Source organism: Sphingobium phenoxybenzoativorans (genome assembly GCF_001757355.1).
In the GTDB taxonomy this organism is placed as follows: domain Bacteria; phylum Pseudomonadota; class Alphaproteobacteria; order Sphingomonadales; family Sphingomonadaceae; genus Sphingobium; species Sphingobium phenoxybenzoativorans.
Genome location: NZ_MINO01000092.1, coordinates 1 through 11,668 on the forward strand (window position 1 = coordinate 1; position 11,668 = coordinate 11,668).

The window sequence follows — 11,668 nt, forward strand, 5'->3', positions numbered from 1 at the left end:
CTTCTTCCTGCGGCAGACGCTTGGGCGGCCGCATGTCACGCTGAAACTCGGCCTGTCGCTGGACGGGCGCATCGCCATGCCGGATGGCAGCAGCCGCTGGATCACTGGTCCCGCCGCGCGCGCGCATGCCCATGTGGAGCGGGCGCGCCATGACGCCATATTGGTGGGCGGCGGCACCCTGCGCGCTGATGCGCCCTGCCTCGATGTGCGCTTGCCGGGGCTTGAGGCGCGCTCGCCCCGCCCGATCCTGCTAGGGTCCGGGGACGCACCGCCGGGCTGGACGGTCATCCGCAGCCCGGAGGAGATCGCGACGCTCGAACATGTCGATCATCTGATGGTGGAGGGCGGCGCGTCCACGGCCGCCTCCTTCCTGCGGGCGGGGCTTGTCGACCGGCTGCTGCTCTATCGCGCGCCGATCCTGCTGGGCGCGGGGAAGCCGGCGCTGGGCGACTTCGGTCTCGCCTCGCTCGACGCCGCGCATGGCCGCTGGCGGCTGACCGGCAGCCGCATGCTCGGCCCGGACCGGCTGGAGGTTTACGAGCCGGTGGAGAGCGCTTAGAGACTCCGCCATGTTCACGGGCATCATCACAGACATCGGCACCATCCGCTCCGCCGAGCAGCGCGGCGACCTGCGCCTTGTCATCGGCTGCGGCTACGACATGGCGGGCGTCGCGATCGGCGCGTCCATCTCCTGCTCCGGCGTCTGCCTGACGGTGGTGGAAAAGGGACCGGACTGGTTCGCGGTCGACCTGTCCGCCGAAACCGTCTCTCGCACCGCACAGGGGCAGTGGACGCAGGGCCGCCGCCTCAATCTGGAGCGCGCGCTGAAAGTGGGCGACGAACTGGGCGGCCATATCGTGACCGGCCATGTCGATGAGATTGGCGAAGTCACCGGCCTGCGCAACGAGGGCGACTCGCTGCGCGTCACCATTTCCGCCGGTCCGGCCATCGCCCCGCATGTCGCGCCGAAGGGGTCGATCACCCTCGACGGCATATCGCTGACCGTGAACAGCGTGGAGGATACGGCTGGGGGGGGCGTGGACTTCGGCGTGAACATCATTCCGCACACGGCCGAGGTGACGACATTTGATTCGCTGGAGGTCGGACGGCCGATCAATATCGAGATCGACGTGCTGGCGCGCTATCTTCATCGCATGCAGGCATTTCGCCCCGCCTGACCTTTGCGCAATCGCGTAATGTGATTTGCTATTGAAATAATCACACTGTGATGTGATATGCCGCTTCTCGGTCAGCAGGACCGAAGGTTAAGCAAGGCCTATTCGCATGTCCTCCTCCCTCATCGACTCGCTTCGCAATCTGGTCACGGAAGGCGGCCTGTCCCGCTCCGGCCTTGCCCGCGCCGCCGGTCTGCACGCCAACAGCCTGCGCCGCCTGGGCGAAAGCGACTGGAACCCCACCGCCGATACGCTGGTGAAGCTCGAATCCTATCTGCTGCGGCGGGAAGGTGGCACCGCCCTCGCTTCGCCGGAGGAGATCATCAACGAGGCCCGCAACGGGCGGATGTTCATCCTTGTCGATGACGAGGACCGGGAGAATGAGGGCGATCTGGTCATCCCCGCGCAGATGGCGACGCCCGACGCGATCAATTTCATGGCGACGCACGGCCGCGGCCTCATCTGCCTTGCGCTCACCAAGGACCGTGTGGACGATCTTGGCCTCAACCTGATGAGCCGCCACAACGGCACCCGGCACGAAACCGCCTTCACCGTCTCGATCGAGGCGAAGGACGGCGTGACCACGGGCATCAGCGCCGCCGATCGCGCGCGCACCATCTCCGTTGCGATCGACGGGTCGAAGGGCGCGGCCGACATCGTGACTCCGGGCCATGTGTTCCCGCTGGTCGCCCGTCCCGGCGGCGTGCTGGTCCGCACCGGCCATACCGAGGCGGCCGTGGACGTGGCGCGCCTGGCCGGTCTCAACCCCTCCGGCGTGATCTGCGAGATCATGAATGACGACGGCACGATGGCCCGCCTGGACGACCTCATTCCCTTCGCGCAGAAGCATAGGCTGAAAATCGGCACGATCCGCGACCTGATCGCCTATCGCCGCCGCAACGACCATCTGGTGGTCAAGCGGTCCGAAGTGGCGTTCCCCAGCCGCTGGGGCGGCGACTGGAAGGCGATGGTCTTTTACAACAAGGCCACCGGCACAGAACAGATCGTGCTGCAGAAGGGGCGCGTCGACCCGGATCAGCCGACCCTGGTGCGTATGCATGTCCTCTCCCCGCTGGACGACACGTTCGGCCACATCAGCCCGCGCAGCGACCTGCTCCGCCGGTCGATGGAAATCATCGGGGAGGAAGGCGCGGGGGTCATCGTGATCCTCAACCGCCTCGAATCCAACGGTCTCAGCCGCCTGTTCCAGCTTATGAACGGCGGCGAGATGACCCCCGGCGACATGGACCAGCTCCGCGACTATGGCGTCGGCGCGCAGATTCTCGCGGAAATGGGCGTGCACGACATGATCCTGCTCACCAACAGCCATCACAGCCTGATCGCGCTGGACGGCTATGACCTCGCCGTCGTGGGCGAGCGCTCCATCGACCTCTAAAATCGGGATAAAGATAATGGCGAAGTTTCTGATCGTCGAAGCGCGTTTCTACGAGCATCTGAATGACATGCTGATCGAGGGCGCGAGCGCCGCGCTCGACGAGGCCGGTCACAAATATGAGGTGCTCACCGTTCCCGGCGCGCTGGAGATTCCGGGCGCCATCGCGATGGCGGCGGAAAGCGGCCGCTATGACGGCTTCATCGCCATCGGCGTGGTCATTCGCGGCGAAACCTATCATTTCGAGGTGGTGTCGAACGAAAGCGCGCGGGGCCTGATGGCGCTGTCGATGGACAGCATCCCCATCGGCAACGGCATCCTGACGGTCGAGAATGAGGCGCAGGCGCTCGCCCGCGCCCGCATGACGGAAAAGGACAAGGGCGGCGAGGCGGCCAAGGCCGCCATCGCCATGCTGGACATCCGCCAGCGCTTCGCCTGACGGATGTCCGGGGCAGGCCGGCCGTTCAGGCCGCCTGCGGGGCCAGCGCCGGATAGTCGGTGTAACCCTCCACGCCCTGGCTGTACCAGGTCGCCATCTCCGCCTGTTGCAGCGGCAGGCCCTTGCGCAGCCGCTCCGGCAGGTCCGGATTGGCGATGAACGGCCGCCCGAAGCTGATGGCGTCGGCCAGACCCGAATCCAGGTCGGCCTGGGCCGTCGCCCGGTCATAATCGCTGTTCAGCACCAGCGCGCCGTTGAAATGCTGCCGGATGATGGGCGACAGCCGGGGGACGTCGGTGCTGCCGAACGTGCCATGCGGCTTCTGCTCGCGCAGTTCCAGGAAGGCGATGCCGAGCGCGTCCAGCGCCTGCGCCGCCAGCGTGAACACCGCTTCCGGGTTGCTGTCATCCACGCCCTGCGAATCGCCATTGGGCGACAGGCGGACGCCGGTGCGCCCCCCGCCGATCTCGCTGGTCAGAACCTGCGCCACTTCCCGCAGCAACCGCACGCGATTTTCCGGGCTGCCGCCATAGGCGTCCGTCCGGTGGTTCGATCCGTCGCGCAGGAACTGGTCGATCAGATAGCCGTTCGCCGCGTGCAGCTCCACGCCGTCGAAACCCGCGGCGATGGCGTTGCGCGCTGCAGCGCCATATTCGTCGAGCAGGCGCGGAATCTCCGCAATCTCCAGCGGGCGCGCCTGGGTATAGGGCTGCTTGCCCGCATAGGTATGCGCGTCGCCGGGCGCGGTGGTCGCGCTTGCGGACACGGGCTGCGCCCCGCCAAGGAAGCTGGGGTGCACGATCCGGCCCATATGCCAGAGCTGCAATGCGATGCGACCGCCCGCCTCATGCACGGCTTCGGTCACGGGCTTCCACGCCTCGACCTGTTCGGGGGACCAGATGCCCGGCGCATAGGGCCAGCCCAGCCCCTCCTGCGAAATGCCGGTCGCTTCGGTGATGATCAGCCCGGCGGTGGCGCGCTGCGCATAATAGGTGGCCATGATATGCGTGGGCACATGGCCTTTGGTGCCCCGCGCACGGGTCAGCGGCGACATCAGGATGCGGTTGGGCGCTTCTATGTCGCCTAGGCGGATGGGATCGAACAAATCCGGCATGGGGAACTCCTGTTATTTAGGTATCGAATTGAAACGTAAATGGGTGCCGACGCGAGTTAGGATCGGGCGATGCGCATTTCAACCGCCTCAGGACTCATTCCGGGAATCATTCCGGCGGCGCTTGTCCGTCCGCCTGCACGGGTCTAGGGAAAGGCCGATGGTCGATCTGCCCGCCGATCCTACGCTGGATGAAATCCGCGCCGCGCTCGCGCCCCTGCTGCCGCGTCAGGCGGCGTTCGACGGCTGGCGTCCGGCGGCGGTGGAAAATGCCGCCCGCCTTGCGCATGTCGATCCCGCCATCGCCCGGCTGGCCTTTGCGGACGGCGCGGTCGGCATGATCGACGCCTGGTTCGCCAGCATCGACGCGCGCATGGCGGCGGCCATCCCGGCCGATACCCTGGCCGCGATGAAGATCCGGGAGCGAATCGCCGCTCTGGTGGAGGCGCGCCTCGCCCTGCTGGCGCCCGACCGGGAGGCGCTTCGCCGCGCCCTGGCGATCCTGGCCATGCCGCAGAATCTCGCCCGCTCGGCAAAGCTGGGCTGGCGCGCGGCGGACGGCATCTGGCGTCTCGCGGGCGATACCGCGACGGACTATAATCATTACACCAAGCGGATGACGCTGGGCGGCGTCTATGCCGCGACGATGATCGCTTTCCTCGACGATGAGAGCGAGGGCCATGCAGACAGCCGGGCCTTCCTCTCCCGCCGTCTCGATGGCGTGATGCGTTTCGAAAAGGCGAAGGCGCGCCTGTCCTCGCGGAAGGACAATCATTTCAGCCTGTCCCGCTTTATCGGGCGGCTGCGCTATCCGGTGGCCTGATTGGCCCATCGTCTCATTGGGGCTGGCGTTGAATAGGGGTTATTGATACTCAGTCGCAAACACCGCACCCTGAGACTCACCTACATTGCGCCTGACCCAGCTTCCCCTCCGCAAGCCCGCTTATGTCGACAGCATTGATTGGACCCTGCTCTCCCCCGCGGAGGGTCAGCGGCTGCGCGAATATGGCCTGTGCGAAGGGGCCAGCGTAGAGGCGCTGCATCATGGCGGCATTTTCGGCCGCGGCCCCCTGGCCTGCCGGATCGGCCGCATGACCATCGCCATGCGCCGCCATCACGCCGCCGCCATCGAAGTCCGCACCGGGCCGGGGGAGGACGCATGACCGCGCTGCCGCTCGTGGCGCTGGTCGGCAATCCCAATGCCGGCAAGAGCGCGCTGTTCAACGCGCTGACCGGCGCGCGGCAGAAGCTGGGCAATTATCCCGGCGTCACGGTGGAGCGCAAATCGGGCCGCCTGTCGCTGGACGATGGCCGCCCGCTGGAGATCGTCGACCTGCCCGGCACCTACAGCCTCGACCCGACCAGCCCGGACGAGCAGGTGACGCGCGATTTCATCCTGGGCAAACAGGCGGGCGAACGCCTGCCCGATGCGCTGGTCATCGTGGTCGACGCCGCCAATCTGCAGAATCACCTGCGTTTCGCGCTGGAACTGATCGCGCTGGGCCTGCCGACCATAGTGGCGCTCAACATGGTGGATCTGGCCGCGCGCGACGGGCTGGAGCTGGATGCCAATATCCTTTCCCGCGACCTTGGCGTGCCGGTCATCCCGACCGTCGCCGTGCGCAAGCGCGGCCTCGATCATCTGCGCGCCGAACTGGACAAGATCATTACCGGCGGTCCGGTCGCGCTGCGTCCATCGCCTGACGAAAAGAGCTTCGATGCCGTGCGTGACGAGGCGCATAGGATTGCGCGCGCCGCGATCGTGCGCGAAACCCCCTCCCGCCGCCTGACGGCGGCGGTCGACCGGATCGCGCTACATCCGGTTATGGGCCTCGTCTTCCTGCTCGCGCTGCTCTTCGTCATGTTCCAGGCGGTGTTTTCCTGGGCGTCTGTCCCTGCCGACATATTGGAAGGGTGGGTCACTGCGCTGGGCACGGCGGTTACGGCCATCCTGCCGCCCGGCATTGTGCACGACTTCCTGCTGGAGGGCGTGGTCGGTGGCGTCGGCGCGGTGATTGTGTTCCTGCCGCAGATCCTCATCCTGTTCTTCTTCATCCTGATGCTGGAGGCGACCGGCTATATGGCGCGCGCCGCCTTCATGATGGACGGCATCATGGCGCGGGTCGGCCTTTCGGGCCGCGCCTTCATTCCGCTGCTTTCGTCCTTCGCCTGCGCCGTGCCCGGCATCATGGCGACCCGTACGATCAGCGATCCTAAGGACAGGCTGACCACCATCCTGATCGCGCCGCTGATGACCTGTTCGGCGCGGCTGCCCGTCTATGGCCTGATCATCGCGGCCTTCATTCCGGCGCGCACCGTGCTGGGCGGGATCGGACTGCAGGGGCTGATATTGTTCCTTCTCTACGTCGCCGGTATCGTCGGCGCGATGGTCGCGGCGCTCGCGCTGCGCCTGACCGTGGCAAAGGGGAACAGCAGCGGCTTCCTGATGGAAATGCCGAAATATCAGTGGCCCCGGCCGCAGGACATATTGATTGGCCTGTGGCAGCGTGCGGTGATCTTCCTCAAGCGCGCCGGCACCATCATCCTTGCCACCAACGCCGTGTTGTGGGTGCTGGCGAGCTTTCCCACCGCTCCGGCCGGTGTCAAGCAGAGCGAATACAGCATCGCCGGCCGGATCGCGGGGGGCATCAACGTGCTGGTCGAGCCGATCGGCTTCAACCGCGACATCTCGCTGGCCCTGCTGCCGACTATGATGGCGCGCGAAGTCGCGGTTTCCGCGATCGCGACCGTCTACGCTATCGATGCCGACCAAGGCGAGGATGCCGTTAGCATGGAACTGGGCGACCGCCTCAAAGGGCGCTGGTCGCTGCCCACCGCTCTCGCCTTCCTTGCCTGGTTCGTGTTCGCGCCGCAGTGCATTTCCACCATCGCCGTCACCCGGCGGGAAACCAATGGCTGGAAATGGCCGATGTTCATGGTCGGCTATCTGTTCGCTCTGGCCTATGTGGCGGCGGGCATAACTTTCTGGACTGCGACAGCCGCGGGTCTTTGATGTTTACCACGCCATCCGCGCGGCTATAAGGACCCCTTTCACGCCTTCGGAGGGATCATGGCAGGCTCGGTAAACAAGGTCATTCTGGTGGGCAATCTGGGCGCTGATCCAGAGGTGAAAAGCTTCCAGAACGGCGGCAAGGTCTGCAACCTGCGCATCGCCACCAGCGAAAGCTGGAAGGACCGCATGTCCGGCGAGAAGAAGGAGCGGACCGAATGGCACACCGTCGCCATCTTCTCCGAAGGACTGGCCGGTGTCGCCGAACGCTTTCTGCGCAAGGGATCGAAAGTCTATCTGGAGGGCCAGCTTCGCACCCGCAAATGGCAGGACCAGTCGGGTAACGACCGCTATTCGACCGAAGTCGTGCTGCAAGGCCCCGGCGCTGTGCTGACGATGCTGGACGGCGCGCCGGGTGGTGGTGGTCAGGGCGGCGGCTATGGCGGCGGTGGCGGCCGTTCCTCCGGCGGCGGCAGCGACTGGTCGGGCGGCAGCAGCGGCTATGGCGGCGGCGACTATGATGATGGCCCCAGCTTCGGCAGCGCGAGTGGTGGCCGCGGTTCAGGCTCCGGCTCGGGTGGGCGCAGCAGCCCCAATTTCGACAATGATCTGGACGACGAAGTGCCGTTCTGATCCCGGCAGGGCATCGGTCCTGGCGGGCAGGGTCCGCCAGTGATCTTCATGCCGGAAATCAGGGCCGGGAGGAGCGTATATGGCATTGCTCCATCGCCTGATCGGGCGTGCGGCGCGGCTTTACTGGCACGTGCGCAGACCGCGCACGCTGGGCGTGCGGGCCATCGTCCTTGACCCGCAGGACCGGATCGCCCTCGTCCGGCACAGCTATATCGACCATTGGTATCTGCCCGGTGGCGGCGTGAAGAAGGGCGAGGGTTTCGGCGTCGCCCTGCTGCGGGAATTGCGGGAAGAGGTCGCGCTGACCGATGTCCGGGTGGAGCGCGTCCTTGGCGTCTATCACAGCCGGAAGGAGGCGAAGGACGACCATATCGTCATCTTCGTCGTCCGCACGGCGCAGGAGCAGGCGGCCGGACTGCGCCGGGCCGATCTGCTGGAGATAGAGGAGGCAGGCTGGTTCCCGCTCGATGCCCTCCCGGACGTCTCGGCCGCCACGGCCCGCCGCATCGCCGAATATCGCGCGGGCGCGATGGGACTGGGGGAGTGGTAGGAAAGAGATTAGTCTCTTGGCGCCGCGTGCTCCTGCGAAAGCAGGAGCCCAGATCAGACGGGGGGACTGGGCTCCTGCTTTCGCAGGAGCACCATATATTTCCGGCTTGGCGGGAAATGCCCCACCTCACCCCACCAGCTTCTTGGCGAACGCGCGGATATGCGCGCCGATATCGTCCCGTTCCAGCGCCAGCGCCAGATTGGCCTCGATATAGCCCGCCTTCGATCCGCAGTCATAACGGTCGCCCTTGAAGGTCACGCCGTGGAACGCCTGCTTGCCGATCATCGCGGCCATCGCGTCGGTAAGCTGGATTTCGCCGCCCGCGCCCTTTTCCTGGGTTTCCAGGACCGTCATGACCTCCGGCTGCAGGATGTAGCGCCCGGCGATGATCAGGGTTGAGGGCGCGGTTCCGGCGGCCGGCTTTTCGACCAATCCCTTGATCACGGTCAGGTCGCCCTTCACGCCGTCCGGGTCGAGCACGCCATAGCTGGGCGTCTGCTCCATCGGCACGTCGAGCGCGCAGATCAGGTTGCCGCCGACCGCATCATAGGCATCGACCATCTGCTTCAGGCATCCGGTGCCCTTGCCGCCATACATGAATTCGTCGGGCAGGATGATCGCGAAGGGCTCGTCGCCGACAATATGCCGCGCGCACCAGATCGCATGACCCAGGCCAAGCGGCTCCTGCTGCCGCACGAAGATCGCATTGCCCGGCGTCAGGCGCGTGCCCTTCAGCCCCGACATGTCCTTGCCGCGCTCGCGCTGGGTCGCTTCCAGCTCATAGGCGATGTCGAAATGGTCCTCGATCGCGCCCTTGCCGCGTCCGGTGACGAAGATCATCTCCTCGATCCCGGCCTCGATCGCCTCATCGACCGCATATTGGATCAGCGGGCGGTCCACGACCGGCAGCAATTCCTTCGGCACGGCCTTTGTCGCCGGGAGGAAACGTGTACCGAGTCCCGCCACGGGGAACACGGCCTTGCGTATCTTCTTCGTCATTCTGCCCTGTTCTATATATGTATTGCAGGAAATGCTGCACCGCACTCATTGCGGCTTGGCCGGAGAAGGTCAAGCCTGCGCAGGGCCGGAATTGGACGATAAAGGGTTAGAGGGCGATCAACCGTTCGCTGATATTTTCCAGTTGCCCGATCTCTGAATCCAGTTGCTCCATCGATACATGCAGTTCGTTATTCTTCTGATCGCGGCAGGAAAAGCCGCCCGGCTCCGGCGCGCCGAAGCCCGTGATGATCAGCCCGCGAAACCGGTCGATTCGCTGGATGTCGCGTTCGATATCGGCGATTTGTGACAGGGCGCTGACGTCGCGCCGGTCGCGCATGGAGATCATGGCGCGCAGTTCGGCCATCAACCGGCCCATGCCCGGTTTAGTGCGCATGCTGGTGTTGCGCACATCGCCCGCCGCCTCGCGCAGCGCGCAGAGTTTCTGTTCCAGCCCCTGTTCCAGCGCCCCCCAGGCGCAGATGAGGCGGCCCACGCCATACATCAGCGGTGCGTCCTCCGGCATTTCAATATCGGCAAACAGTGGAAGATGACCCATGAATTCCCTTTTTATCCATCAAATCAATGCACAAGGCATGCTTCAGACTCAGGCGCGACCCCTGTCATGACGCCACGGCACCTCCTAGCTCCGACGGGACAGAGCCTGTACCCGTCAGCGCCCGGAATGCCGAAAGGCCGTGCAGTAATTTGGATGAACGGAGGATGAGGCAGGGAAAAACGGCGGCGATACCGGTCAGAAATCGATCGCGATTCCCTTTTTCTCCCAGTCGCCATAGCGTGTTGGGCTAAGGCCCTCCTCGGCTTCCGGTACCTTGTCCAGCGGGTCGGGCTGGGGCACGGGCGGGCTTTTGGACAGATAGGCTGGCGGCTTCACATGGTCGGGGCGCTTGCCCATTGCGTTTCTCCCGGATGTCCAACTGTTGCGCATGATTGAAGGCGGCGCAGCGCCATCCCACATTCATGCCTGCCATGCTATATGGGCTGGCGTTGGATGACATGAAAGGATGGTTTTTCCGTGAGCGGGTTCAAGACGATGATGCTGCTGTCGGCGCTGACCGCGCTGTTCATGGCATTGGGCTATACGCTGGGCGGCAGCGGCGGGGCGATCATCGCGCTGCTGGTGGCCGCGGGCATGAACCTTTTCACCTTCTGGAGCGCCGACAAGATTGTCCTGTCGATGCACGGCGCGCGGGAAGTCGATGCAGCGAGCGCGCCCGACTTCTATCCCCTGGTGCAGCAGCTCGCGCAGCGCGCCGGGTTGCCGATGCCGCGCGTCTATGTGATCGATTCGCCGCATCCCAACGCCTTCGCCACCGGCCGCAATCCGGAAAACGCCGCCGTCGCGGCCACCACCGGCCTGCTCGCCATGCTCAGCCGGGATGAGGTGGCGGGCGTGATGGCGCATGAGCTTGGCCATGTCCGCAACCGCGACACGCTGATCATGACCATGGTCGCGACGATTGCGGGCGCGATTTCCATGCTCGCCAATTTCGGCCTGTTCTTCCGGGGCGGCGACAATAATGGCCATCACAATATGGTGGCGACCCTGCTGGCGGTGATCGTCGCGCCCTTCGCCGCGATGATCGTGCAGATGGCGATCAGCCGCACCCGCGAATATGGCGCCGACCGCGCGGGCGCGGAGATCAGCGGCAACCCGCGTGCGCTCGCCTCCGCTCTCGCAAAGATTTCCGGCATGGCGGAGCGCATTCCCAACCCGGTCGCGGAACGCAATCCGGCGGCGGCGCAGCTCTATATCGTGCCCGCCCATGTCAGTGAGATGTTCTCCACCCACCCCGCGACCGAAAAGCGCATCGCGGCGCTGGAGGATTTCGCGGCGCAGATGGGCCACGCGCCTGCGCTGGTTCCGGCTCAGTCAGCGTCTGCGGTTGCGCCGCGCAACTCCGCCCTCAACCCCAATGGGGCCAATCCGAACGGCCTTAATCCCAATGGTGCGCCCAAACCGCGCCGCTCCAGCGCGCTCGATCCGCTACGCCGGGATTGACGCCGCGCGGCTGACTTTAGCGCTCCGTGCTCCTGCGAAAGCAGGAGCCCAGTCCCGCCGTTTGAACTGGGCTCCTGCTTTCGCAGGAGCACGGTAAGCTTCGGGATGAACGGAGGGCGCATAACCGGACTCGCCGGATGACGCCGCCCTGCAAAGCCGCTAGAGGCCCGCAATGTCCTCGCCGCCCACATCCCGCTATCCCGCCAGCCCCCCGCCGCCTGCGGGTCTCCCCGCCCGCCGCGCCGCCCTCAAGCTGCTTGATGCGGTGCTGCGCCGGGGCGAGCCGCTGGAACTGGCCTTGCACGCCGCGACACAGGGAATCCCGGCGGGCAATGATC

General features: G+C 65.6%; 14 protein-coding genes and 1 pseudogene. 11 read left to right on the forward strand and 4 right to left on the reverse strand.

Annotation, left to right across the window (positions count from 1 at the left end; all coding sequences use genetic code 11):
* The 4 genes from BHQ40_RS22115 to ribH all read left to right on the forward strand — a co-directional run.
* Nucleotides 1–559 (forward strand): RibD family protein (locus tag BHQ40_RS22115; protein ID WP_139139427.1); only part of this gene is annotated, 559 nt, incomplete at its 5' end.
* A 10-nt stretch (nucleotides 560–569) separates the two neighbouring features.
* Complete coding sequence (locus tag BHQ40_RS22120; protein ID WP_070157956.1) at nucleotides 570–1,178, forward strand: riboflavin synthase; 609 nt, start codon at nucleotides 570–572, stop codon at nucleotides 1,176–1,178.
* A gap of 106 nt (nucleotides 1,179–1,284) precedes the next feature.
* Nucleotides 1,285–2,571 (forward strand): 3,4-dihydroxy-2-butanone-4-phosphate synthase, encoded by a 1,287-nt coding sequence (ribB, locus tag BHQ40_RS22125; protein WP_070157957.1) that lies wholly within the window; start codon nucleotides 1,285–1,287, stop codon nucleotides 2,569–2,571.
* Nucleotides 2,572–2,587: 16 nt separating this feature from the next.
* Nucleotides 2,588–3,007 (forward strand): 6,7-dimethyl-8-ribityllumazine synthase, encoded by a 420-nt coding sequence (gene ribH, locus BHQ40_RS22130; RefSeq protein ID WP_070157958.1) that lies wholly within the window; start codon nucleotides 2,588–2,590, stop codon nucleotides 3,005–3,007.
* A gap of 25 nt (nucleotides 3,008–3,032) precedes the next feature.
* Here ribH and BHQ40_RS22135 read toward each other — a convergent pair whose 3' ends face one another.
* Nucleotides 3,033–4,121 (reverse strand): alkene reductase, encoded by a 1,089-nt coding sequence (locus tag BHQ40_RS22135; protein ID WP_070157959.1) that lies wholly within the window; start codon nucleotides 4,119–4,121, stop codon nucleotides 3,033–3,035.
* Between the two features lie 157 nt (nucleotides 4,122–4,278).
* On the opposite strand from BHQ40_RS22135, the gene BHQ40_RS22140 reads away from it, so the two are divergent.
* From BHQ40_RS22140 to BHQ40_RS22160, 5 genes are all read left to right on the forward strand, one after another.
* On the forward strand, nucleotides 4,279–4,941 hold the full coding sequence (locus BHQ40_RS22140; protein WP_070157960.1) for a COQ9 family protein: 663 nt from the start codon (nucleotides 4,279–4,281) through the stop codon (nucleotides 4,939–4,941).
* 85 nt (nucleotides 4,942–5,026) lie between these two features.
* A complete protein-coding gene (locus BHQ40_RS22145; RefSeq protein ID WP_070157961.1) occupies nucleotides 5,027–5,281 on the forward strand; it encodes a FeoA family protein in 255 nt (84 codons plus the stop codon).
* The gene (gene feoB, locus BHQ40_RS22150) at nucleotides 5,278–7,131 is read left to right on the forward strand and encodes a ferrous iron transporter B (RefSeq protein ID WP_070157962.1); all 1,854 of its coding nucleotides are present in this window, start codon (nucleotides 5,278–5,280) and stop codon (nucleotides 7,129–7,131) included. The genes BHQ40_RS22145 and feoB overlap by 4 nt, the downstream gene beginning before the upstream one ends.
* A gap of 57 nt (nucleotides 7,132–7,188) precedes the next feature.
* A complete protein-coding gene (ssb, locus tag BHQ40_RS22155) occupies nucleotides 7,189–7,761 on the forward strand; it encodes a single-stranded DNA-binding protein (RefSeq protein ID WP_070157963.1) in 573 nt (190 codons plus the stop codon).
* A 79-nt stretch (nucleotides 7,762–7,840) separates the two neighbouring features.
* Nucleotides 7,841–8,311, forward strand: a complete 471-nt coding sequence (locus BHQ40_RS22160) for an NUDIX domain-containing protein (RefSeq protein ID WP_070157964.1) — start codon at nucleotides 7,841–7,843, stop codon at nucleotides 8,309–8,311.
* Between the two features lie 126 nt (nucleotides 8,312–8,437).
* Here BHQ40_RS22160 and galU read toward each other — a convergent pair whose 3' ends face one another.
* The 3 genes from galU to BHQ40_RS22175 form a co-directional block, all read right to left on the reverse strand.
* Nucleotides 8,438–9,310 (reverse strand): UTP--glucose-1-phosphate uridylyltransferase GalU, encoded by an 873-nt coding sequence (galU, locus tag BHQ40_RS22165; RefSeq protein ID WP_070157965.1) that lies wholly within the window; start codon nucleotides 9,308–9,310, stop codon nucleotides 8,438–8,440.
* 106 nt (nucleotides 9,311–9,416) lie between these two features.
* Nucleotides 9,417–9,866 carry a hypothetical protein gene (locus BHQ40_RS22170; protein WP_070157966.1) on the reverse strand — a complete coding sequence of 150 codons (450 nt, stop codon included), beginning with the start codon at nucleotides 9,864–9,866 and terminating at the stop codon, nucleotides 9,417–9,419.
* A 195-nt stretch (nucleotides 9,867–10,061) separates the two neighbouring features.
* A complete protein-coding gene (locus tag BHQ40_RS22175; RefSeq protein ID WP_070157967.1) occupies nucleotides 10,062–10,223 on the reverse strand; it encodes a DUF1674 domain-containing protein in 162 nt (53 codons plus the stop codon).
* Between the two features lie 138 nt (nucleotides 10,224–10,361).
* Between BHQ40_RS22175 and htpX the strand changes: the two genes are divergently transcribed.
* Entirely contained in the window at nucleotides 10,362–11,330 is a 969-nt protein-coding gene (gene htpX, locus BHQ40_RS22180; protein ID WP_435593930.1) for a zinc metalloprotease HtpX, read from the forward strand.
* 172 nt (nucleotides 11,331–11,502) lie between these two features.
* Nucleotides 11,503–11,668: pseudogene (locus BHQ40_RS27000) on the forward strand (SAM-dependent methyltransferase); the annotation flags it as partial.